The following is a 23,594-nucleotide window of genomic DNA, read 5'->3' on the forward strand; positions in this document are numbered from 1 at the left end:
GAGCTCATTCAGCCGCTCACCGCCTCGGGCGTGTCTCGCAAATGGAATCGAGTAACTCGGGAATCCTTGATACGTGACACGTTCGAACTCCTCACCAACGATCAATAGGACCTCATCGCCGACTTCCTCCCAGGCCCCACCGGCAAAAAGGGCCGCCCGTTCGCCGATGCCAGAAAAATGATCGAGGGCATCATCTACCGCTACTGCTGCGGCATCGCCTGGCGCGATATCTCCGAAACGTTCGGCCCCTGGCAGACCGTGTGGCGCTGGCATGCCCGCATGGCCTGTGAAGGCACGTGGGACCTGATTCAAACCCGCCTCCATGACCATGCCGAACAGGCCGGCCTCCTCGATTGGAATGTTTCGGTCGACCCCACAATCGCTCGGGCCCACCAGCACGCCACCAATGTCACCCGCCTAAAAAAGGGCTTGTCGAATTACAAGAATCTGCTCATCGAGCCGCTTGATCACGCAGTGGGCCGGTCCAGGGGCGGCCTGTCGACGAAGATCCATCAGCTCGTCGACGGGCAGGGTCTGCCCGTCGTGACGATCTGCACGGCTGGGCAAGATGGCGACTCGCCGTTGTTGATTCCCCTGATGGAACAGGTAAAGGTCGGGCGACGCACCCGCCCCGATGCGGCACGCGGCGACAAAGCATATTCATTGCGAGCAATCCGCACCTATCTGCGCAAACGACGCATTGAAGCGGTCATTCCTGAACCTCGGGATCAGCAAGGACACCGAAAGCGTCGCGGGTCAACGGGTGGGCGTCCGCCGAAGTTCGGTGCCGAGAAGTATCGCGGACGCAACGTCGTCGAGCGTGGCTACAGTTGATTGAAGCAATGGCGCGGGTTAGCCACTCGGTACGACAAGCTCGCGATTATCTATCGCCCCGCGGTTTTCCTCAATGGCGTCGTCGCGTGGTTGAAGCATTTACGAGACACGCTGTGAGTCTTGGGGTGGCTGGTCTGGGACCGGCTGACGAGGATAGGAGTTGGTCGCTTCACTCCGGTCGTGACTCAAGACACGCTCAGCCCCCTCCTTCGGGGGTGGCCTGCTAGGGATCTGTCCGTTCGGGGTGAGGCAGCCGACACCGTCCTGGCCCACCTCGGTGACTTGATCAGAAGGCTGTCCGCTCCCTCGAGCGTGACTCATCACAGTGATGCCCCGAAGTGACTCCTACCCAGACCGGTGTCGGCCGCCAGCGGCCGGACCATTGCCCCTGAGTAGGAAGGACCCGAACCGCTATGACTATCGTCGCGCATACTCACCCATTCGTCATCGGCGTCGACACCCACGCCCGCAACCACGCCCTCGCAGTGTTGACTGCCACTGGAGAAATCATCGACACTGCCCAATTCCCCACCACGACAGCCGGAATGGCTCGCGCGATCTCCTGGGCTGCCCGCCGTACCGGCGGCGATCTGACCGCGCTCTGGGTCATCGAAGGCGTTGCCTCCTACGGTGCTGGCTTTGCAGCTGTTGCCAGTCGGGTCGGCTACGAGGTCGTAGAGGCAGCCCGGATGAACGCGCGGGCCAACCGAGGGGTGGGGAAGTCGGATCCTTTGGACGCTCACCGCATCGCTGCCGCAGTCCTTCCCCTGGAAACCACCCAGCTTCGTCAACCGCGCCTAGCCGAAGGAGTGCGGTCGGCATTGCAGGTCCTCGTGACGGCTCGTGATCACATGACTGCCGAGCGCACCGCGACAGTCAACGCGCTGATCGCGCTATTGCGCGTCGTCGACCTGGGCATCGATGCCCGCCGACCCTTGACCCGCGTGCAGGTCGGGATGGTGGCCCGTTGGCGATCCCGCGACGAAGACCTCGGCACTGCAACAGCCAGGACCGAGGCCATCCGGATGGCAAAACGGGTAGTCGAACTAGACGAGCAGATCGCGGCCAACAGTGTTCGGATGGATGAACTCGTCCAGGCCAGCCAGGCAGCGCCACTGCTCGAGAAGACCGGCATCGGAACCGTGACTGCTGCCATCTGCCTGACTGCTTGGTCACATCACGGTCGGGTGCGCTCTGAAGCGGCATTCGCCGCTCTGGCAGGCGTGAACCCCATCCCTGCGTCCTCAGGAAATACCGTCCGCCACCGGCTCAACCGCGGTGGTGATAGACGTCTGAACCGAGCCCTGCACATCGCCGCCCTCACTCGCATGACGCACCACCCGGAAACCCGGGCCTACGTTGAGAAACGACAAGCCGAGGGCCGCACCACCAAGGAGATCCGCCGCTGTTTGAAACGCTACCTCGCGCGCCAGATCTATCGGATACTCAACGCCACCGAGACACCTATCAGCCTCATTTGACAAACATAGAAGGATCCCTAGGCCTCCGGACTGATAACCTCCACCGCCCTCGCTGCGAGCCTGCGCTCGACCGGCCGCAGCGAGGAGGACACGAACTGCTGCAACTGCTGGTGATCGATCCCGATCCGGTCACCCATGGGTTGCATCGATTTCCAGCGCCTGTCAAGCGTCAACCCTCTCAGGTACAGACCACCCTTATCGCGCTGGTCCCGACGCGGAAGCGACGCGAACACGTCACCGACATACCCGTCCAGCTCAGCCCACACCCGCTTGATCCCGCGCTTATCCACACCGGCACGTCAACAACAACGCGAACCCGCTAACGGGAACAACACACGCGAACCTAACCAAGTACTACTAGGTGGACGAGATGGGCCGATTCTGTTCGCCAGAATCGGCCCATTCCCACCACCTAACCACTCAGCCCGCACCTCTCACTCCGCTTGCAATATTCGCTCGGCGTCATCTGATAGGAGCTCCGGAACGCCCTGCTGAAGCTCCTCGGATGGGCGTAGCCGACTCGTCTGGCGACGATGCTCGGTGCGGCACCTGCCTCAAGGAGCTCCGCGGCGATCTGCATGCGGGCGACGTGCTGCCAGCGGGCGATCGTCATTCCAGTCTCACTCCGGAACACCTCGTGGACTCCCGCATCGATCCGATACGCGGCGGGCCATCGCATACCGGCAAGAAAGTCCGCGGCGACGGTGCGAGCCCGCTGATCGGTGGGCATCGGCACCGCCCGGGTCCGCTGCATCGCGAGCTGTTCCGCGAACAGGTCGAGAATAGCGCGCGGGTCGAATTCCGAGGGCCGCAACATTGACCGCGTTGCAATCACCCGATGGAGCAAGTAGTCGTTCCAGCTGGGAGGGAACTGCGCGCGCATCGGCTCGGTCATCCTCAGGTCTTTGGGATCCAGGTAGGCAATGGGCAGGCCGATCGACCCCTCGTGATTCCCCGCCTGATGGTCGACTCCGGCAGGAATCCAGACAGCCTCGCCCTCGCGACGCCGGTGATGGTACTCGCCGATGCGCAAGAAACCCTGCCCTTTGTAGATCCAGGCGAGCACGTGCAAATCATTCGCATGCCATGAGGTGTGAGTCGACGGCAGCTCTCGAGTCACCGCAGGCGAGGCATCGTATGCGCCCGTACGCCCGAGGATTCGCGCCAGTGCGGCCGTGCCGCGAGCGGCGGCGACGCGGAAGGTCGAGCCGCGGTAGGAAGCCGCGGCGCGCACGGCGTAGTTACTCGGCGTGATGCCATAGCAGTGTCCGAATGCTCGAGTAAATCCGTTGCGGCTGGAGAAGCCCACAAGTGTCGCCGTGTGTTCGATGTCGAAGCCGGCGGCGAGGTAGTCGCAGCCTGCCGCCAGTCGAGTCAAGGTGCGCCAAAGCTCGAATGGCCGGCCGCCCGCAAGGAAGCCGCGACGTAGGGAGGACACGCTCGAGGTCGTCAGTTTCGCCCACTCGTCCAGGCTGTGGTCGAGGGCGGGGTTGGCGCGCAGTTCCCGCGCAACAGCGTGAGCGCCTGCAGCACTCGGCATCGGCGGCTGATCTCCCGGCACCCAACCCGGCGCCGCCGACGGACGAGTCGCGTCCGCTATCCCCAGTGCGCCGCTCAAGGTCTCGGGAGAATAGCCGAAGACCCGCAAGGTCGTCGAGCCCTGGACGAAATGGAGGATCAGCCAGTCCTGCCACTGCTCTGGAACAGCAAAACGGACAATGCGGGATGGTGCCTCGGGATCGACGCCACGGGGAACTGGGTAGGGGAATGCCACGGTTTCCGCTTTGGTGGTCACTGTCATGCTCGGCCCTGCTGGCATCCAGATACCCTGCCCGGCGTGCACTCTCTCCACCGCGCCGCCCTCGGTTCTGATCTCGGCGCAACCGGAGCGCACCCACAGCAGCAGGTTGAGATCGTGTAGCCAGGAGGCACCCATACGGCTGGGCGGAATGGGCGGGGCCTGCGTCACCGCCACCGTCATGGGCCCGCACCCGCCGGGCCGGGCGCCACCCGGAGACGATCTCGCGCTGATGTCGCGGCGTGCTCGCGCCGCTGAGGTGTTAAGCAGATCACATGTGCATCATATGAGCACTGACGCACCCTATTCAAGATAAGGCCTGCCTAACATAACTCGGGGGTGCCCGGACAGTCGGTCACCCTCCCGCTCTCATCCGCCAGTTTCCGAACGAGGACATATCCGTGCCGAAGACATCTCGCGAAGTCAGTGTCCACCCGCTCAGCCTGCGCTGCGCCGAGGTTTCCCGAATCGTCGACGTCACCCCGGGGATGCGTCGGATCACCCTGAACGGGCCGCAGCTGGGAGCCTTCGAATCCGACAACGGCTTCCCACAGCCCGGGTTCGTCTCTCCCGGATTCGACGACGATATCCGGCTCTTCTTCACCGCTCCCGGCGAGACGGAACCGGTTCTGCCGATACAGTGCGACGGCTATACGGAACGCCCGAAGGACCCAGCCGCGACCGGACGCGTCTACTCGGTGCGTCACTGGGATCCGGATAGAGGTGAGATCGACATCGACTTCGTCAAGCACGGAACGGGAGTGGCGACCACGTGGGCATACCGGGCACAGATCGGCGACTCCATCCACTTCGTCGGCCCGAGGCTCTCCCGGGCGCTTCCGGCCAGTGCCGATTGGCTGCTCGTTGCCGGAGACGACACCGCCCTGCCGGCGATCGGTCGGCTGCTCGAGGAGCTTGGGGAAGACAGCCGAGCAAAGGTATTCATCGAAATCGCCGAGGATGCCCATCGTCAACATCTGCGTGAACTGCCCAGCGTCGAGATCACCTGGCTGCTGCGCGATGGCGCGCCAGCGGGAAGCACCCCACTGCTCCTCGACGCCGTGCGCTCGTCCCGGTGGCCGGAGGGCCACGCTTTCGCCTGGGTCGCCGGAGAGCAGAGCATCGTCCGCGACATCCGCAGACACCTCGTCGAGGATCGCGGGATGGCGAAGGAGGACATCGAGTTCACCGGCTACTGGCGCCGTTCCGAGGTCGTGGCGCTGCCGAGCGATGAAGCGCTGCCCGATCCCGAACGCACCACGACGGTCTTCGAGAGATTCCATGATCTCGTCGAACTCATTCCGCCGATCGCGATCCGCGTCGCGGTCGAACTCGGCATCGGCGACCTCATCAGCCGCGGTATCGCCGATGTTCCCAGCCTCGCAGCCAGCAGCGGCAGCGATGAACGGGCACTGGGCAAACTGCTCCGGTACCTGCAGACGATCGATCTCCTCAGCGAGACGGAGGCGAACCGCTACCGGCTGACCGAAGTCGGCGAATTCCTCACGAACGACTTCTGGATCGATGCTCTCTCCCCCATGGGCGCCCTGGGCCGACAATCATTGGGGATCATCGGTCTGGCCGAATCGGTTCGCACGGGCACCGCCTCCTATTCCTCGGTCACCGGCATGGAATTCGCCGAGGTGCGCAACGAGCAGGACTACGAGGACCGTCTGCTCGAACGGGTCGCGGGATTCCAACCCGCACTGGCCGCACCGATCGCAGGCTCCGACCTACTCGATGGGGTCGAGCACCTCGTCATCCATTCAGGTGGAGCCGGTGCGCAGGCTCGCGAGTTCACCGCCGCGAACCCGGAGCTGAGAGTCACCATCTGCGCCCTCCCTGCCCAGGCGAACTGGCTGGAACGCGATCTGCCCGTATCGATCCCAGCCGAGTCGCAGCGCGCCCGAATCGACGTGGTTGTGCAGTCACCCTTCGAGCCCTCTCCCACGGCGGACGCGGTGTTCATCATCCGTGCCCTCGGAGCACTGCCTGACGCAGACGCCGCCCATGCGCTGCGGCAGGCGGCCGTCAACCTCGGCGATTCGGGTCGGGTCTATCTTCTCGAGGACACATTCGACCTCGAGGATCTGGACGAACATGACGCTGAAGCTGACCTGCTTGCGCTGACCCGCCATGGCAGCGGCCTGCGCACGGAGGTCGAACTCGCCGCCGTCATAGCTCATGCCGGGCTGCAGAAGATCGCCACACACACCGTGGGCTGGGGGACGACCATCATCGAGCTCACGCCGAAACGCTATACAGACACAGAAGAAGAGAGGAACAACTTGTGACCATCACATCCTTTCCCTCCCGCGGCCTGACCGCTGCCGGGGCAGTCCTGAGCACCGCACTCCTACTCACCGCGTGCAACGGAGGCAGTCCCGAGGAGACCGAGACCGCTGATGCCGCGGATACCGGTTTTCCGGCCACCCTCGACACCCAGTACGGCGAACTCGAGGTCGAGGAGAAGCCTGAAAGAGTGTTCGTCGTCGGCTCACCGCTCGACGTCGACATCCTCGACGCTCTGGGCGAGCCTGCCGAGGTCTATGGCGGAGGGGCCGGCGAGGATAATGCCCTCGAACTCGCCCCCTGGGTCGAGGGCCTCTACGGGGAATATGTCGAGGGGCTCATCGCGGGCAACAAACCCGACGCCGAAGCCGTCGCGGCGCAGAACCCCGACCTCATCATCTATTTCGGCGCGGGCGCCCCACTTGAGCAGAGCAGCTACGCCCAACTGAGCGAAATCGCACCGACCTACGCCTATGCCAACCTCCCGCCCTACCAGGATGAGATCGAGAACATCGGGAAGCTGACCGGCACGACCGACCGGGTCGACGAAGTCACCGGCAGAATCGACGAAGATTTCGCCGAGGCCCGCGAAAAGCTCTCTGGACTTCAGGGCAAGACATTTTTCCAGGGCATCGCCAGCGCTGACGGGATCTACTCGATCAATGGAGCAGCGAACTTCTTCGAACCCCTCGGGTTCAAGCCCTCCGACAACCAGCCTACGGGCGATATGACACAGACGCTCTCTCCCGAGAAGCTCGATGAGATCGATGCTGATGTCGTCGTCCTCGGCGGCGAGGACGAACCTCGGCAGAAGCTCGAAGACGACTCCCGGTTCGATTCGCTGCCCGCGGTCAAGAACGGGACCATGGTGATCGCCGGTCCGAAGGAGAACTACCTCCCCATGCCCACTCAGATCGGCCCCTCGAGCGTGCCCTTCATCCTCGACAAGCTCGTCCCCCAGCTTGAGGATTCGAAGCTCAATCAGGAGGGCTGATCCATGGCTGATCCGGCCGGACTGGGACGCGGACCGTTGACTCGTCGACTGCCCATGCTCTGGCAGGCTCCGGCCCAGCCGCCTCGGGCAGATGCGTTCACGATCGCCCCGGAGGCCGGCTCCCGGCGCTTCCTGCTGTCCGTGATGTTTTCGGTCAAGCGCTTCTCGATTCCAGCTCTCGCTCTCGGAATCGCGTGGCAGGCCGGAGAAGCGCTAGTACCGGTGGTCATGGGCGCCGCCATCGACCGAGCCCTGGCCACCGGTGACTGGCAGCGACTGCTCATCTGGTTGGCCGTGCTCGCGGCGGTCTTCGTCATGCTGTCCCTGGGGTTCCGGCTGGCCACGCAGCTGGTCGAATACGCCACTGAGATCGTCCAGCATCGGCTCCGGATCACCCTCTCTCGCGAAGTGCTCCATGCTGATCGTTCCGATGCCCCACGCCCCGACGGCGGAACGGTGTCGTTGATGACCAACGACGTGGCTCGGACCGCGGCGATCGGGCTGACCATGTATCCGGTGGCCGAGTTCGCTGGAATCATCATCATCGCCTCGACGCTGCTGTTCGTTCATTGGCCACTGGGCCTCATCGTCTTGGCCGGGGTCCCCGCCGCAGTGTGGCTAATGGGCCTGCTCAGCGGGCGGTTGGCCCAGGACAGCCGGAAGTATCAGACACTCTTAGCCGGGACCGTCGGGCGGGCGAGCGATCTCGTGTCCGGGTATCGGGTGATCAAGGGAATTCGAGCCGACGCCGAGGCGAGTCGACGATACCGCCTTGCCAGCCGGGAGACCCTGGCGGGCGCTTATCGGAATGTCGGGCTGCTCGGTCGGTTCCTCGTCGGCAGCAACACCGTCAGCGGAGCCTTCGTCGGCGGGGTCGCGGCACTGGCGGCATGGTTCGCGGTCGAAGGCCAGATCACGATCGGAGAGCTGATCGCGGCGGTCGGTCTCGCGCAGGCGCTCCTGCCGCCGATGCGGATGGTGGCGATGAACGCGGTTCCGGCCTGGGCAAATGCACGTGCGTCGAGTGCTCGCATCTTCGATGCGCTGCAGGGTTCGCACACCTCCCCGCGCCGTTCCGGTAGAAACGGCGGTCGGGCGGTCGACGTCGATTCGCGTCTGCGTCTGTCGGTCGACGGTCACAGAGCGATCGACCTCGATTGCGGGGAAATGATCGGAGTGCTCGCCACCGAACGCACAGCCGCCTCGGTGATCGACGTCCTGCTCAGCCCGGAGTCGAGTACGATCAACCGGGGAAGCTACCGCGCGAGGGTGACAGTCTCCCCTCACCACGCGACCCTCTTCAGCGGCACCGTCGGCCAAGCTTTCGTCCCCGACCACGATCCAGGAACCGCGTCAGACTCCGTCACCGAGAAGTCGTTGCTTGCAAAAGCACTGCACACGGCCGCTTGCGACGACTTCATCTCCAGCGGCGAGGATGCCGATCGCGAGATCGGAGAGATGGGAAACAGACTCTCCGGGGGCCAGCGCCAGCGTCTGGCACTTGCCCGCGCACTCGCCGCATTCCCGCCGGTTCTGGTTCTCCACGATCCGACCACAGCGGTGGATTCGGTGACGGAACAGACCATCGCCGGAAGACTGCCGGCCGCCCGCGCGGGACGCTCGACGATCGTGATCACGGCTTCGCCGCCTCTCCTCGGTGTCTGCGATCGCATTGTCGACCTGCGTGAGCCGACAGAGTCGCAGCCAACCGCCGAGGGGCCAAAAGACATCCAGGAGACGGAAGGCGCCGATGTCTGAGTCTTCAGATTCCGAGACGGTGACCGCACTTCCCGTCGCCGGGGGCAGACAGACCTGGCAGACGGTATGGGCGCTGAGCCGCGGCCGTCGACTCGTCTTCCTTTCCGTCACGGTGCTGGGCGTCGCGAGTGCCGCAGTGGGTCTCGTCACGCCTGCGGTGATCGGCGGACTCGTCGATCGCATCCACACTGGGGCCGCAACCTCGAGCACCGTTGGCATCGCCTTGGTCGCCCTCATACTCGCAGCCTTCCTCGGCGCGCTCGGCACGGCCGCCACGGTGGTGCTCGCAGCACGGGCCTATCATGCGATGCTCGCCGACCTCCGGGAGAGCCTCGTCGAACAGGCGATGTCCGTGCCGCAGAACGTCATCGAGAGGGCAGGGACAGGTGACCTCATTTCGCGCACGAGCGATGACGTCTCCCAAATCGCCGATGCGGCTCCGCAGATCATCCCGACTTTCACCACCGTTGTCTTCACAATCATCGTCACCTTCGCCGGGCTGACGGCGCTCGACCCCTGGTACGGGCTCATCGTCGTCGCAGTGCTCCCCGTCTACGTGTTCACGCTGCGTTGGTATCTGGCGATCGGGCCACGTGTCTATCGGTCGGAGCGGGCGGCCATGAGCAGGCGTGCTCAGCAGATCACCGAGTCCCAACGCGGATACGACACCGTCGTCGGTCTCGGTCTCACGAGGCAGCGCCACGACACGGTTGTGAACACCTCCTGGGAGGTCGTCGAACACTCCCTTCGCGCCCGGACCGTGCAGAACATGTTCTTCGGTCGCCTCAACCTCGCCGAATACCTCGGATTGGCGGTCCTCCTGGTCATCGGTTTCATCCTCATCGGCGATGGCTCCTCCACCATTGGGGCGACGACCACTGCGATGCTTCTGTTCCTGCGTCTGTTCGGGCCCATCAATCAGCTGCTCATCGTCGTCGACACCCTGCAGTCAGTCCTCGCCTCGCTCTCGCGCATGATCGGCGTCCTCACGATCCCCCAGTCAGGGAGTCCGCACACGTGCAGACCTTCCGAACCGCGTCCTGCTGATGGCCTGGCACGGCCGGCGCACGAGGACACGGCTCTGTGCGAGAGGACGGTGCGCCTCGAGGGTGTGATGTTCAGCTACGACGGCCGGGAGCCGGCGCTCTCCGACATCGATCTGGACATCGAGACCGGTGAGCACATCGCCGTCATCGGTGCCTCCGGTGCTGGGAAGAGCACGCTCGCGGCAGTCATTGCGGGGATCCACTCACCGGATTCGGGGCGTCTGGTTTGCCCACGCGGGACCGCCCTGGTGACCCAGGAGATGCATGTGTTCGCCGGTACTCTGCGGGAGAACCTGACCCTGGCGAATCCCGAAGCCGGCGACGAGAAGTTGCGCGCTGCACTGGTTTCCGCTGGGGCCGAAGGCTTGGTGGATCTGCTGCCAGAGGGACTCGACACCGAGGTGGGAGCGGGTGGGCGCATACTCACCCCTGCCCAATCGCAGCAGCTCGCCCTGGCTCGGATCATGGTCCTCGACCCCGAATTGGTGATCCTTGACGAGGCGGCCGCAGAGGCAGGCTCGGCGCAGGCCGGGCTGCTCGATCAGGCGGCCGCGGAGACATTGCGGGGCCGGACGGGCATGGTCATCGCCCACAGGCTCTCCCAGGCCTCGGTCTGCGATCGCATCATCGTCATGGAGGGTGGACGGATCGTCGAGACCGGCACCCCCGACCAGCTGCGTGAGGCAGGCGGGGTCTATGCTCGATTGTGGTCGGCCTGGGTCGAAGCACAGGCATTCACACCCGGCGCCGGACCTCATATTTCGCGCAATTCCCATCGCCCCAGGTAATGGAACGCCAGCTGCCCTTACACAAGCGTCTCGATCCCCTCGTACCGGTCCCTGAGCTGGAGGGCCAGGTAGAGCAAGTAGTGCCTGGACTGATGGAAGTTGCCGCCCAGGAACCATAGGTTCTCCTGCTGAGTCGGCTTCCACATGTTCCGCTGCTCACTCTCCCACGGGCCCAGATCCTTCGTCGTCTCGGAGCCCAGTCCCCAGCACTTGCCCACCTTGTCGGCGGTCTCCTGGTCGACGAGGTCGGCGACCCAGCCGTTCATCGATCCGTACCCGGTCGCGTAGACGACGAAGTCGGTCGCCAGCTCAGTCCCGTCGAAGAGCACGACCGCGTCCTCGGTCAGATGGTCGACTTACACCTTCGCGAGTTTGACCTTGCCGTCGGCGACGAGGTCGGCCTTCTCCGTAGTTACCTCGTTGGCCAGGGCCTTCTCCGAGTAGAGGTCGCCGAGGCCGATCTCAATGAGCGAATTGTTCTTGACGAGGTGGGTGCTCGAGTGCTGGACCATCGTGACGCCGGCGCCGTTCTCGTACAGTACCCCGCAGATGTCGAAGGCGGAGTTGTTGTTGCCGATGACGATGACCTTCTTACCTTCGTAGTTGTCCGGTCCAGGGTGCTGAGACGAGTGTTGCTACTCCCCCTTGAATACGTCCGAGCCCGGGAATCTCGGGATGTTTGGTTTGCCCGACATGCCCGTGGCCATCGCGTGATGGATCGGATACATCGTGACCTTCTCCTGGTCGCGATCGACCTCGACCGTCCACGTCTTCGTCAATTCGTCGAAGCTCGCCGAGGTGGCTGTAGTCGATGACCAGTAAGGGATCTCCATGATCTTCGCGTGGGACTCGAGCCAATCGGCGATCTGGTCCTCGCGCGCGAGGATCGGCCAGTTAACGGGGAACTTGAGATACAGCAGGTGGTCGTACCAGACAGGACCAGTGACTTGTACCGGGAACGCCATTGGTCGCCGGGCCGGGCCCAGCGGTCGATGACGAGCGCAGGAACCCCGAGGTACAGGAGGCGAGCTCCGAGGGCGATTCCGCCCTGCTCTCCGCCGACGACGAGAATGTAGGGGCCGGCGGTTGTCCGCCAGGTGGCGTACTCCTCGGCGAGCTTCTCCGACCAGCTCTTCCTTTCGGGGCCGACTCCGTGTTCCGCGCCTTTGACCCGGCGGGTACCAAGGCGCTCTTCGTGCCCGGTCAGCTTTTGCAGAGAAGTGAGCATGGTCGAGGCCTTCGTGCCGTCTGCGTCGATGAAGCGGACGAGCCCTGGTTATGACATTGTGAAGTGGCCCCGGCATGACGGTTTCATTTGGCCCCACGCGCGACTCGCCGATGGTGTTGCGACGGCCACAACTGGCCCCACCCGAACCTAGAAGAACCTACTGGTTCAACAGAACGGGGCCACCGTGGAGTCACGAGTGGAACTCTTCGTCACCATCCGCCGCGACGCCCGCATCGAAGAACTCTCGATCCGAGCGCTTGCTAGACGCCACAACGTTCACCGCCGCACCATCCGCCAAGCCCTGGCTAGCCCAGTGTGCTTCTCTCGCCAAACGTAGCTGCCCCGTAATCACGCGGGGCAGCTACGGCATCTCCAGGTTGACTATGCCGTTCTCGCTCGTCGGATCTGGGCCATCAGACCGATCCGTAGACCTCGAACCGGCCCTTGGTCACGGTCTGCACGTATGAGGCGGCACCGGCGATGAGCCGTAGTTGCTCGTCGCTCGCTGAACCGATGCTCAGGCCTGGCTGGGCAATGATTGTCGTGAACCGCGGGAACAGCAGAGACGCTTGCTGCGTGATCTGGAAGAGCATCTCGCGATCCCCGATTTCGAACGCCGTTCCTCCAAAGCGGCGCGTGTATCCGGCGGCCCGGCGGTCGAGGTGTTCGAGGAGTGGGAGCGCTGCGTTGTCTCGCCATCGTGCGCCGCGCATCGCTTGGCCGCAGTCTTCGTAGAGGTCTTTGAGGCGGGATCCTGCGTCTGGTTTCGAGGAGTATTTGCAGTGCACGAGCATGATGTGCAGGTCTCCTCCATCGATTCGGATGCCGACGAGGTCGGCCGCCTCACCCGATCTGTCATCGTCGATGAGGACGTCAAAGATCTGGTTCTCACCGAGGTAGCGCGCCATGAAAGCCTGGATCGAGTCGGCTCTGCGATCGGGGCCCTGCGATTCGACGGCGGTGTTCACACCTCCGGTGGCCCAGTCGAGAGAACGCAGGTTGTCGCGGGGATATGGCGGAAGTTCGGTTCGCGGCGCGAGCAGTCAGTCATCGCCGGTGATCAGTCGGTCGCCGGAGAGGAGGAGCGTGGGCTTGTGTTTGTTCAACCAGGTCGACAGGGGCGTTGTCGATCCGCGCCCTCCCTCGACCGTGGCATCGTCACCCAGTGCACGGTAGTGAACACCGGTCCAACCGAACCGCCCCTCGTACGGGAGCTCCCAGATAGGTGTGACGACGGAGAAACGAAGTGGGCCGTCGATTCCGTAATCGTCGATCCTCAATTCGGCATCAGTCAGCGGAACGCCGTTGGCGTTGAAGACAACGTGCGAGGACGTTCCAGTGCCGACGTAGAGCTCCCATCGCCACTCGACGTCAAGGAACGGGTACGGGGGCCGCTCCTTAACGTCGACAGGGATGACCATTTCGCGGAACAGCGAGCGGACGTCAACAGAACTGTCCCGGAGCTTCGCTCCCTGATCGCGACACCATCGTCGCCATTCTGCAAGGTTCGACGCCGTTCGCATCGACCAGAATCTCCCGGATAGCGCTGCTGCGATCGTGACGCGTTCTCCCTCTTGGAACGCCTTGGCTGCGACGTGTGTGTTGGCCTTGTGGGTGCGCTCGGCTTCTGTCAGTGCTGTCTCGACATCGCTTCCCACGTGCATGGAGAAGCGTTTGTCACGATCCCGAGCATCGAGGAGCCCGATGTTCGTCGGGACGAGGCGGTCGAGCTTTGCAAACACCTTGAAGGTGTCGTAACCGTTGACCGGCGCCGCTTCATGCCCGACCACTGCCTCGACGAGATCGTCCAGGCTGCGTTTGGTGTCCGAGCAGTGGACGTAGAGGAGGCCTTGCGTCCGATCGAGGAAGAGCACGACGAGCGTGCAATCAGTGGCTCGCAGGGACGGGATGTCGCCCCAGCGGAGATCGGAGACCGTTTCGATCACGAACCAGGCGATGGTGTCTTCACGGTTGATGCTAATCAGGCCGTCCAAGATGCCGTCGCCGTAGACGGCACGGGCCGCCAGCGGGTCCCAGTCCACGGTCGTCGTCGCGAAAGCGCGAGCGCTCATCTTCGGTTCCAGAAGGCCAACAGGCACATCGGGCGGGTTGTCAACGAACGAGGCCTCGAACTCCCTGATGTCATCAGCGCGCTCGGTCGCACGCTCTGTAATGTCGCTGAGGACCTTGTCCCAGTCGGGATCCTCACGCAGGAGAAAGCGCAACGGCGAGAGCGCCTGCTTCGGGTCCTGGCAGATGAAGACGCTCGCGGTTCCGATCGGGACGGGAGATGACGTACGTGCGAGCCGGCCGATGAGCTGGACCATAGGGCTCAGGGATCGATGCGTGTCGTGGAACGCTCCGACTTTGAGCGTGGGGACGTCGAAGCCTTCGCCCAGCATGTCGACGCAGACGATCACGCGACTGGAACGCTCCCGCATGGCTTGGATCGCCGCGTCACGTTCGCTCGCCCGTAGCGAGTCGTAGATCACCTTCGGAGCGAACTCGGGGGTGAGCCGTGAGTACAGCGCGTGGATCTCGTCGGCCCGAGGCTTCGTCGCGACCCGCGCCAGGAGTAGGTGTTCTTGCCCGGCGTCCAGATCGCTACGAAGAAGCCGGGACAGTGCGCCCCTGGCAAGCGCTTCGTCATCGTCATCCAGGTCAAGGACGGCCGTGAAGTCAATCGTGCTGAAGTAGCCCTCTTTCTGTGCCTTCCGGAGCGGGAAACGAAAGATCACTCGTCCCGGCAACGTCAGTCCGTCACGCCGGTAGGGCGTCGCGGTGAATAGCAAGACGGGACGCTCACCGAAGGCACGGATGATCTCCGTCCACGTTCGCGCTGGCGCGTGATGCGCCTCATCGACCAGGAGGTGCGTGAACCCGCAGAAGAACGCTCGCCGCACGGCAGCCTCCGACGCGTGGATCGCGTTCGGAGTTGCGACCACGACGTTGCAGGCAGCTACGAGAGCGGCCGCGTCCTCTTCGCTGTCGAATCGTCCGGCGACTCGTCCGACCCGCGGTCTCATCGCGTCCGGCCCGACGATGCCCTCTCGCTGGAGGACGCCGAGCGTCTCGAACTTTGAGGCAATCTGCTCTCTCAGAGCCGAGGAAGGGACCACGACGAGGACGCGTTCCGGACGCTGCGCGATCAGCCACACCAACATGGTCTCGGTCTTGCCTGTCCCCGTCGGCATCGCCACGATTCCTGGCTCTGTGAGGCCCGACGACTGGTATCCGACGATGGAATGCAGCGCACCGATCTGCGGGCGACGCAGGCTGCGCGGGCGGCCGTGGGACGTGAACCCGATCGCTCCGTCGAACGAGTCCCGCACGGTATCCGCAGATACAGGGCGCCTCGATCCCACCCAGGTGATCTCGTCGCCCGATGCACCGTCCTCAGGTAGGACGGCGGCCAGGCCTTCTCCGCGCGGTTCGTCTGGCCCTGATGCGGTCGGCCACTGTCCGTACCTGCTTCGAATGCGAGAAGCATCGCCGTCCGCGAGGTCGAGTCCATCGTAGGCCGGGACCAGCAATTGACGGAGCGTGTTCTTCCCGATGACCTCCGTGGTCGCCCACACGTCGCTGGTTCTCCCCGCAGCCACCCTGCGGTCGCACCAGCGCACGCTTGCGAAACAGTCGTGTCAACGTGGGATGGCCGTTGACCAGATGATCTACGGAGCTTCCAGCACAGGCATGCTTCAGCGCACTGCGCCAGGTCTGGTGTCGTCACCGGGTGCCTCCCACCGGTGACACGGTCATCTATCTGTAGATGCTCATTGAATTCATCATGCTGGACCGCACATGTTCTTCGTGAGTCGACACGCGGCCGTGCGCGAGAGGTCTATCGAGAGCTGCATCGGCTGTGGCTGCCGTTACCAGATGTACGATCACAGGGACACAGGCCGCGGACAGTCAGAACGGCAACGAGGCCCCTAGCGCGTCGATCACCTGTCGAGCGGCCCCGGCAGTCTCCTCGGTCAGAGCCTTCCCGAGACCCGCGCTGACAGGGGCCAGCAGTCCCTTGATGAGAGTGACTCCTCGACGCACGATGCCCTGATCGGGCTCAGACTTGACAACTTCCTGGAGGACGAGGTTGGCATTCTCGCGGAGGTCTGACCCGTCGGTCTCGTCAAGCTGAAAGGTCGACAGGCTCGCCAGGATGTCGGTGAGCAGTTGCGCAAGTTGCTCGTACCCAGGGGCGACCTGCTCGCTGTGCTCCTGAACCTGCGTGACGCTCTGGTTGTCCCATGCGAGCTGCGCGTGGCGCCGTTCACGGTGACGACCGGCCCGTTGTAGTTGTTGACGGTCGTGGCAGCCGGGAGCGAGACGGCGCCGTGGTCGGGTTCCAGCGGCACCCGGACGGGTTCTTGGCGAACTCGCGCTCGATCTGACGCGACATCTTCCGTATGGCCTGCTTGTTGATCTTGAGCCCGCTCGCCATGCTCACACCACTTCCTGCTCCGAAGGACCGCCTGCACCAAGGATCGCATGCAGCACAGACATCGGAGCGCCGTTCGAGGCCTTCCCTCCTCGCTCTGACAGGAGTATTTTGATGAGTAGGCGGCCTCTACCTGCGTGACCCACCGCCGGATGCGGTGGGACGGCCAGTCGGCCTCGGTCGGAGCGGTCCTTCTTGATTCCTTGTCGCCGTAGACGAGGAGAGGACTGTGCTCATGTTCCGCTTGATCTGGATTGGCAGCGTCTACACGCGCTACTTCCTGCGCCGATACATGCCCACCAACATCCTGCTGGACGCGATCCTTAGCCGTCTCGGGCTGAAGTGGGGCGTGCCGGCGATGCTGGTGGCCCTCCCGTACCTGTACGTCGCGAGCTTCCTGACGGTGCTGATCGAGGACGGCGCACCGGGCTGGCTGCACGTGCTGGTGGTGTTGTGCATCTGGAACGCGATGAAGTTCGCGATCATGGGCCCGGTCAGCGTCGTTCTGCTGCTGCGGGCGCGTGCCGTCGAGTGGCACGAGCGTCGCATGACTCGCCGCTCTGTCGCTGTCGCCTGACCGCCCCCTGTTGCGCATGCTCGGCTGTGCACCTTCTCGGCATCATCTGACCGAGAAGGAGGCCACGTTATGACTGGTATCGCTGATCTGGCACCTGATGAGCGCCGCGCGCGGATGCTGTTGTCGTTCCTGTCCGAACCCGACGACGCCACCACGGCCCGTATTCTCGCCCGCGAGGGTGGCGTCGAGACGATCCGCTTGCTCGAAGGCGACGGAACGGTGCTGGGGCTGAATCGCGTGGACGCGCAGATCTGGCGCAATCGCCTGGCGCTGCCGCACCGACTCGAGGGCGTGGTGGCTCCGATGCGCGGCATCGAACAGCCCGGCGTCGCGACAATGATTCCGGGCGATGCGCACTGGCCGCAGGCGTTGAACGAGCTCGGCGACCGCGCCCCGCATGTGCTGTGGGCGCGCGGCTCGACGTCGTTCCTGGCCCGGTCGACCGCGGATCTGGTGACGGTCATGGGTGCTCGTGCGGCGACAACGTATGGCGAGCAGGTCGCCAACGAGATCGCTGGTGACCTGTCGCGCGGTGAGCGGGTCATGGTGGCCGGTGGCGCGTACGGGATCGAGGGTGCCGCGCACCGGGCAGCGCTGGCGTCTGGTGGAGACACGATTGCGGTGCTCGCCAACGGGGTCGACCGCCCGTACCCGGCCGGTCACCGGGAACTGCTTGATCGGATCGCGGATGTCGGTCTGTTGGTCAGTGAGGTGCCGCCGGGGTCGGTGCCGACGGTGACCAGCAGCGATCCGCACATGCTGCTGCGTAACGGCACCGCCCAGCTCGTCACCGACGGAAGCGACGTCGAGGAGCTGATCACTCAGGCGCCTGGCCACGGCGCTGATCGCGCGGAGCTGGGGCCGGAGTTCACGTATCGCCCGGTCCCGTCAACGGATAAGCCGACGCGGTCGATGTAGGCCTCTGGTCGCCGTCCTCTTCGTGCAGGGCCTCGCTTCACCGTGATGCGAGGCCCTTTCCCTTTGTCCGCGCTTGGTCATAGTTCGAGCTCTCGGGTGAGACGCTGAGCTGGCCGCTGCTGGTCTCGGTGCTGCGGTCGGGTGAGTGCGCGAAGTGCGGCGTCTGCGCGGGCACGATCGATCTTCTGCGCGGTCGCCTCCGGCACCGGCCTAGCGGACTCGCGCCGGTGATCGCGAAGCGGTCGCGATAGGCAGCGATGACCCGCGCGTGCTGACGCCACCGCTGCCGCCCGCGGGCAGCTGTCGGCGGTGTGCCGAGCGTGTGTGTCCAGGACTCGCTAATTCGAAGAGCTGCGTTGAGGACGGCATCGGCGCGGGCTTCGATCAGGTCGCGACGCTCGTCCAACGCCTGAAGCATGTTTGCGGCGACCGAGCCATCGACTCGTGGGATCAGGCCAGCGATCAGACGCGCAGGCCTGCGGGTACGGCCGGAACCAGCCGGGCGCGCGGTGGCGTGAGCGAGCCGGTGGTGGATGATCGAGGCGAGATCGTCTGCGTCCTCGAATCCGCGGGCTTGGATGAGGCGTGGCAGGAGCCGGTCGACGTCGTGATGGTTGGCCTCGGCCCGTAGCAGCTCCGCGGTCAGTGCACCTAAGGCGTCGGAGTCGATGCCAGCCTCGGCCTGCTCACCAGTGAGGCCGCCGGTTCGGATGAGCTGAGCCCAGCGGTCGCGCTGGGCGGCTTGGGCGATGGTCTCGTACTCGGCAGCGAGCTGTGCGATCGATCCCCATGCCTCCTGCTCAGCGGTGATGGTCTCGTGGGCGGAGAGCTCGGCTCCGACATGTTGCAGTACGCCGAACAGGACGGTGCGGGCGGTCGCGTCGGGGTTGTCTGACGGGTGCGGTGCGACGTGGTCGTCGGGGCGGTTCAGTACCACGTAGGCGCGGTTGGAGTCGCGGCCGCGGGTCATGGCGACATAGAAGTTATCCCGTGTCGTAGTTGGTTCGACCAGGACGTAGGCGGTGTCAGTGGTGATGCCCTGCGCCCGATGCGCCGTGACCGCATACCCGAGATCGACATGCTCGGCAACATAGGCGGCGGGCAGGACGATCGCGCCGCCAAACCGACGCCCCGCCTTCCCGATGGTGATGGAGCCGTCATCGCGGACGGCTGTGATGGTCCAACGTTCGCCGTTGCGGACCCAGTCCTTCCCGTTCCGCAGCCGGCGGTCGTTGCGGCGGGTGATGATCGTATCCCCGACACCGTCCCGGCTGCCGCTGTTCAGCTCGATCTCTTGTCCGGGCCGCAGGGTGCCGTCGAGGAGCAGGTCCGCTCGGGCCCGGTTGTTCAGCTCGGTGACATCGTCCCGGGATTCCGCGATCAGCACCGACACGTGCCCCGCGGCCCGGTCGGCGCGCCATGCCGTATAGGTAGGTGTCGATCACCTCGGTGCGCCCGTGGCGCAGCGCCAGGGAGGCGGTCTTCTACCACGCGTGCGTGAACCGGTGGACGTCGACGAGCTCCGGGGCATCGTCGCGGTCGGAGACGAGGAGGTTGAACGCTCCCCCAGCATCCACGGACTGCAGTTGCGCATAGTCACCAACCAGAAGCGCCTTCGCCCCCGCCTCGGCAGCTGTCGCGGTGATGCGGTCCAGGGACAGCGTGCCCGCGAGGGATACCTCGTCGATGATCACGAGCTACCTGGCCTGGAAAGCGGTGCCGTGGAGCTGGTGGTTGGTCCACCACTTCGCGGTGTTCTCCGCCGGGATCCCGAGGTCCTCCGCGAGCACCTGCGCCGCGACCGCGGACGGAGCAAGGCCGATCACGCTCTCGGTGCCGTGCTCAGTCTCCCAGGCCCGACGGAGCGCGTTCATCGCCGTGGTCTTGCCCGCACCCGCCGGGCCGACCAGAACATCGAGCATGCGTCCGGAGACCGCGACCGAGGCCAGCGCTGCGGCCTGATCATCGCCGAGCAGCCGCCCATCCCGATCCGGTCGCGCCGTGATCCTCTCGATCGTGTCCAGCGACACCGCCGGCCCGGTCGTGGCTCGGGCGCGTTCGAGGAGGCGGTCTTCCGCGGCAAGGAGTTGCTCGGAGGAGAACACGGTCGAGTGCTTCGGACGGAACGCCGACGTGCCATCAGGTCGACGGAACAGCGCCGGGCTGGTCGCCAGCTCCGGAGGTGTCAGCCGCAGCGACACCACCTCGTCCGCGTCCACCACCATGCCCATGACAGCTTCGCGATCCTGCGTGGTGGCGAACATCGTCGTCCTCGCGGTTCCTGATGTGATCGCATTCGATCTGGCCACTGCGGTCGAGGTCTTTGGGAGGGCGTCGCTGCCCGACGGGCGTCCTGCGTACCGTGTGAGCGTTGCCGGCACCATGTGGTGATCTCGAACAGGGTCCAGACTGTCCAGGATGGCAAGTGGCGGTCGTTGGCGCCGCCGGACTATCGGCTCAAAGGAGAGCTAGGCACAATCACCCCGAGCGGGACGGACCACGAACGCTAGCAGCACTAGCCAACAGTCAAGGGCACCGCGCGCATCTGGTACTTCGTCGACGGACGCACGGTGGTCCTGGCGCCGGTGCGCATCAGCCACGCGAAGTAGACGAAGTAGCGGACCAAGAATCGCTGCACGTCATTGGCTGCCAGTGCGAACACCTGTTTCGCCACCGGAGGGGAAGAGAGCGTGGGACACGGCGTGAACTATCCACCACGTTGTGGATGGGTGCTGCGGGCCGCGAGCACGCCCACCGTGATCAGGAGCAGTCCGCATGCTGCGACGATGATCCATCCCGGCAAGCTCGCACCGGCGTACTGGCCGGGACTTGCGTCTGCGAGCAGGGTTCCGGCGAGCGCGATTCCGATCGCCGTCCCTACTTGTCGCGCGGACGAGGCGGTGCCGCCGGCGACGCCTGCCCGGTCGGGCGGGAGCCCGCTGACGGCTGTGTTGGTGATCGGTGCGTTCGCGAGACCGATCCCCGACCCGACCAGCAGGTACGCCACCATCAGCACGAGGGCTTGACCAGTCTCGACGGCGATGAGAAGACACGCTCCTCCCAGGGCGAGGAGTGCTCCCGCGCCGAGGAGCGGGGGCCGGGGGCCGTACCGGCCGACGAGGAAGCCCGATACCGGAGCGAGCACGGTCGCGCCGAGCGCCATCGGCAGGATGAGGACACCGGCGTCGATCGCTGTCCACTCCCACGATCCCTGCACGATCCTCGTCGTCAGCAGCAGCGTCATGCTGAACGCGACGAACACCGCGACCGCCCCGAGGATCGCCCCCGTGAAGCTCGGCACCCGGAACAGGCCGGGATCGATCAGCGGCTCAGACCTGCGCTGCTCAACTCGGGCGAACACCCAGAGCAGCACCACCAGCCCCGCGATCGCTGGCAGCACCCACACCTCCTGCCAACCGTGGCGCGGCCCCTCAATCAGCAGCCCCACCGCGATTCCCAGGATCGCGATGAGCAACAGCTGGCCGGGGAGGTCGATGCGGCGGATCTTCTGCCCGCGCGATTCCGGGACGACGAGCGCGACCAGTGCGAGCACGACGAGGATGACAGGCACGTTGATCCAGAACAGGGCGCGCCAATCGAACACGGTCAGCAGCACACCACCCGTCAGGGGACCTGCGGCCATGCTCAGACCGAACATCGCACCCCACACCCCGATCGCCTGCGCGCGTTCGCGGGGGTCGCGCATCACGTTCACCACGATCGCCAACGCGACCGGGCTGAGCATCGACGCGCCGACCCCTTGGAACGCCCGGGCGGCGATGAGCATCGGCAACGACCCGGCAACGGCGCACAGCAGCGACGATGCCCCGAAGACCAGCAGTCCGATGCGGAACACCCGCCGCCGACCGATCCGGTCAGCAAGGGCCCCAGCGGTGATGAGCAGGCTCGCGAAGACCACGGTGTAGGCATCGGCCACCCACGACAGAGCAGCCGCATCGACAGCGAGCCCGCGTCCGATCTGTGTGAGCCCGGTGGTGATGATCGTGGTGTCCAAACCGACGAGGAACAACGCGAGAGCGCAGACAGCCAACACCGACCAGCGACGCCTCACTCCCAACGCCGGCACGTCCATTGCTTCCACCACCACACCCCTCACTTTCACGATCATCTCGAAACTGCTCTTCGACAATCCTGGTCGGGCCGTACCATGGAGACCTACGAGTTTTGCAGAATCCGCAAACCTAGGATCGGGGGCGATGTGCATGGATGGTGAGACTGCGGAGATCCTGGCGGGGATCGGCCCTCGTCTGCGGTCGATCCGAGAAGCCCGCAGACGGTCCCTCTCCGACGTCGCCGAGGCCAGCGGCCTGTCGCTCAGCGTCCTGTCCCGCGTGGAGACCGGGCACCGCCATCCCGGCCTCGATGTCCTCATCCCCCTCGCCCGGGAATACCGCATCGCCCTGGACGCGATCATCGCGGCTCCTCCGACGGGAGATCCCCGCCTGCACCTGGAGCCGCGACAGCATCGAGGCGGAGGGGTCATCGTTCCCTTAACTCGGTACCCGGCCCGAGTGCAAGCCTTCAAGCACATCCTCGGCCCGCGGGAACCACGACTGGTCTCTCACCCGGGATATGCCTGGCTCTACGTGCTCGCCGGCGCCCTCAGACTCCTCGTCGGCGACGACGACCTCACCCTCTCCCCCGGCGAGACGGCCGAGTTCGACGCCACCACGCCGCACTGGTTCGGCCCCCTAAAGGGCTCCCCCGTGGAGATCCTGCACCTATTCGGCCCCCACGGCGGCCAAGCCGTCCCCCGCCTCGAACACCGCGTCATCTGACATCGCATCTCGATGGAGTTCATGTATGGATGGCTGCACAGGCGTGCTTGAGAAGCAGATCCGTGCTCGAGGGCTAGCGGAAGCCGTCCTCACGATCGATATGCGGGGCGGCTGTGACGCCCATCCCGCACTCTGGTACCGGACAGAAGCGCTATCACCGTCTGAGGACGGACCAAAGCGGACAGTCATCGCCGACTCGGCGGTAACCGACCTGCTGCCGCTATCGACCTAAGAGACGACGACCGTCCACTCCGCCCGAGACGGCTCATTCCTCGCATAGGACGCCGAAGAACACAGACCAAAGCGCAACATGGCCAAATTTCATCGCGACCGCGCGCAGCCTGCTCACCAACTTTTGGAAAGCGAGGCCACCGACGACAAAATGACGGACGTCGCGCACCTGTCGCTCCCACTCGACGCGGCAGCGAGAACACCGGCCCTCGAAACACGGTAGGCCTGCAACGCCGCGCGCGGGTTGCGCAACCGACGAGCTTCGGTGATCAGGAGCATCGGTCATGCGACAAAATGTCAGACAGAGGGAATGCCAGCACCTTCGTCGACACCGACAACCGCGCCGCGGCGATCCCGACTTGATTGGAAGGGGTCGCGACGTGCAACAGCACATCCCCGACTCGCTGGGTGG

General features: G+C 64.9%; 14 protein-coding genes and 4 pseudogenes. 9 read left to right on the plus strand and 9 right to left on the minus strand.

The genetic code is table 11. The features are described 5' to 3' along the window. The first annotated feature begins 114 nt into the window (after window positions 1-114). Both FO013_RS14010 and FO013_RS14015 read left to right on the plus strand, forming a co-directional pair. Window positions 115-951 (plus strand): annotated as a pseudogene (locus tag FO013_RS14010) (IS5 family transposase). 296 nt (window positions 952-1,247) lie between these two features. Further along, window positions 1,248-2,315 carry an IS110 family RNA-guided transposase gene (locus FO013_RS14015; protein ID WP_143923202.1) on the plus strand — a complete coding sequence of 356 codons (1,068 nt, stop codon included), beginning with the start codon at window positions 1,248-1,250 and terminating at the stop codon, window positions 2,313-2,315. 20 nt (window positions 2,316-2,335) lie between these two features. Here the strand turns inward: FO013_RS14015 and FO013_RS14020 are convergent. Further along, window positions 2,336-2,605, minus strand: a pseudogene (locus FO013_RS14020) (transposase); the annotation flags it as partial. 122 nt (window positions 2,606-2,727) lie between these two features. Continuing rightward, on the minus strand, window positions 2,728-4,296 hold the full coding sequence (locus tag FO013_RS14025; protein ID WP_143923204.1) for a helix-turn-helix domain-containing protein: 1,569 nt from the start codon (window positions 4,294-4,296) through the stop codon (window positions 2,728-2,730). Between the two features lie 218 nt (window positions 4,297-4,514). Between FO013_RS14025 and FO013_RS14030 the strand changes: the two genes are divergently transcribed. From FO013_RS14030 to FO013_RS14045, 4 genes are read left to right on the plus strand one after another with little or no spacing between them, the layout of a single operon-like run. Beyond that, entirely contained in the window at window positions 4,515-6,407 is a 1,893-nt protein-coding gene (locus tag FO013_RS14030; RefSeq protein ID WP_143923205.1) for a siderophore-interacting protein, read from the plus strand. After that, entirely contained in the window at window positions 6,404-7,399 is a 996-nt protein-coding gene (locus FO013_RS14035) for an ABC transporter substrate-binding protein (RefSeq protein WP_186293122.1), read from the plus strand. Before FO013_RS14030 ends, FO013_RS14035 begins: the two co-directional genes overlap by 4 nt. Window positions 7,400-7,402: 3 nt before the next feature. Continuing rightward, entirely contained in the window at window positions 7,403-9,157 is a 1,755-nt protein-coding gene (locus tag FO013_RS14040) for an ABC transporter transmembrane domain-containing protein (RefSeq protein WP_222103633.1), read from the plus strand. Continuing rightward, window positions 9,150-10,991, plus strand: coding sequence for an ABC transporter ATP-binding protein (locus FO013_RS14045; RefSeq protein ID WP_143923207.1), 1,842 nt, complete (start codon window positions 9,150-9,152; stop codon window positions 10,989-10,991). The genes FO013_RS14040 and FO013_RS14045 overlap by 8 nt, the downstream gene beginning before the upstream one ends. 17 nt (window positions 10,992-11,008) lie before the next feature. On the opposite strand, the pseudogene FO013_RS23270 reads toward FO013_RS14045, so the two are convergent. The 4 genes and pseudogenes from FO013_RS23270 to FO013_RS22885 form a co-directional block, all read right to left on the minus strand. Next, window positions 11,009-12,264: pseudogene (locus FO013_RS23270) on the minus strand (NAD(P)-binding domain-containing protein); the annotation flags it as partial. 368 nt (window positions 12,265-12,632) lie between these two features. Then, complete coding sequence (locus tag FO013_RS14055) at window positions 12,633-13,187, minus strand: hypothetical protein (protein WP_143923208.1); 555 nt, start codon at window positions 13,185-13,187, stop codon at window positions 12,633-12,635. A 75-nt stretch (window positions 13,188-13,262) separates the two neighbouring features. Then, window positions 13,263-15,797, minus strand: a complete 2,535-nt coding sequence (locus FO013_RS14060; RefSeq protein WP_186293123.1) for a DEAD/DEAH box helicase — start codon at window positions 15,795-15,797, stop codon at window positions 13,263-13,265. A gap of 334 nt (window positions 15,798-16,131) precedes the next feature. Next, window positions 16,132-16,266, minus strand: a complete 135-nt coding sequence (locus FO013_RS22885) for a hypothetical protein (protein WP_260848160.1) — start codon at window positions 16,264-16,266, stop codon at window positions 16,132-16,134. A gap of 626 nt (window positions 16,267-16,892) precedes the next feature. Here FO013_RS22885 and FO013_RS14070 point away from each other — a divergent pair. Then, window positions 16,893-17,234 (plus strand): sulfate permease, encoded by a 342-nt coding sequence (locus FO013_RS14070; protein ID WP_143923210.1) that lies wholly within the window; start codon window positions 16,893-16,895, stop codon window positions 17,232-17,234. 69 nt (window positions 17,235-17,303) lie between these two features. Next, complete coding sequence (locus tag FO013_RS14075) at window positions 17,304-18,152, plus strand: DNA-processing protein DprA (RefSeq protein WP_143923211.1); 849 nt, start codon at window positions 17,304-17,306, stop codon at window positions 18,150-18,152. A 77-nt stretch (window positions 18,153-18,229) separates the two neighbouring features. Here the strand turns inward: FO013_RS14075 and FO013_RS14080 are convergent. From FO013_RS14080 to FO013_RS14085, 3 genes and pseudogenes are all read right to left on the minus strand, one after another. After that, a pseudogene (locus FO013_RS14080) lies at window positions 18,230-20,428 on the minus strand (ATP-dependent DNA helicase); the annotation flags it as partial. 239 nt (window positions 20,429-20,667) lie between these two features. Continuing rightward, a complete protein-coding gene (locus tag FO013_RS22405) occupies window positions 20,668-20,826 on the minus strand; it encodes a hypothetical protein (protein ID WP_186293124.1) in 159 nt (52 codons plus the stop codon). A gap of 33 nt (window positions 20,827-20,859) precedes the next feature. Further along, window positions 20,860-22,245, minus strand: coding sequence for an MFS transporter (locus FO013_RS14085; protein ID WP_143923212.1), 1,386 nt, complete (start codon window positions 22,243-22,245; stop codon window positions 20,860-20,862). A 130-nt stretch (window positions 22,246-22,375) separates the two neighbouring features. Here FO013_RS14085 and FO013_RS14090 point away from each other — a divergent pair, with 130 nt between their 5' ends. Continuing rightward, window positions 22,376-22,951 (plus strand): helix-turn-helix domain-containing protein, encoded by a 576-nt coding sequence (locus tag FO013_RS14090; protein WP_143923213.1) that lies wholly within the window; start codon window positions 22,376-22,378, stop codon window positions 22,949-22,951. Window positions 22,952-23,594: the final 643 nt, after the last annotated feature.

Source organism: Brevibacterium aurantiacum (assembly GCF_007558825.1).
GTDB lineage: Bacteria > Actinomycetota > Actinomycetes > Actinomycetales > Brevibacteriaceae > Brevibacterium > Brevibacterium aurantiacum_A.

Coding starts and splice junctions, on each gene's coding strand:
- FO013_RS14085 (WP_143923212.1), bottom strand. CDS start 22,245: ATGGACGTGCCGGCGTTGGGAGTGAGGCGTCGCTGGTCGGTGTTGGCT.
- FO013_RS14090 (WP_143923213.1), top strand. CDS start 22,376: ATGGATGGTGAGACTGCGGAGATCCTGGCGGGGATCGGCCCTCGTCTG.
- FO013_RS14015 (WP_143923202.1), top strand. CDS start 1,248: ATGACTATCGTCGCGCATACTCACCCATTCGTCATCGGCGTCGACACC.
- FO013_RS14075 (WP_143923211.1), top strand. CDS start 17,304: ATGACTGGTATCGCTGATCTGGCACCTGATGAGCGCCGCGCGCGGATG.
- FO013_RS14070 (WP_143923210.1), top strand. CDS start 16,893: ATGTTCCGCTTGATCTGGATTGGCAGCGTCTACACGCGCTACTTCCTG.
- FO013_RS14040 (WP_222103633.1), top strand. CDS start 7,403: ATGGCTGATCCGGCCGGACTGGGACGCGGACCGTTGACTCGTCGACTG.
- FO013_RS14045 (WP_143923207.1), top strand. CDS start 9,150: ATGTCTGAGTCTTCAGATTCCGAGACGGTGACCGCACTTCCCGTCGCC.
- FO013_RS14025 (WP_143923204.1), bottom strand. CDS start 4,296: ATGACGGTGGCGGTGACGCAGGCCCCGCCCATTCCGCCCAGCCGTATG.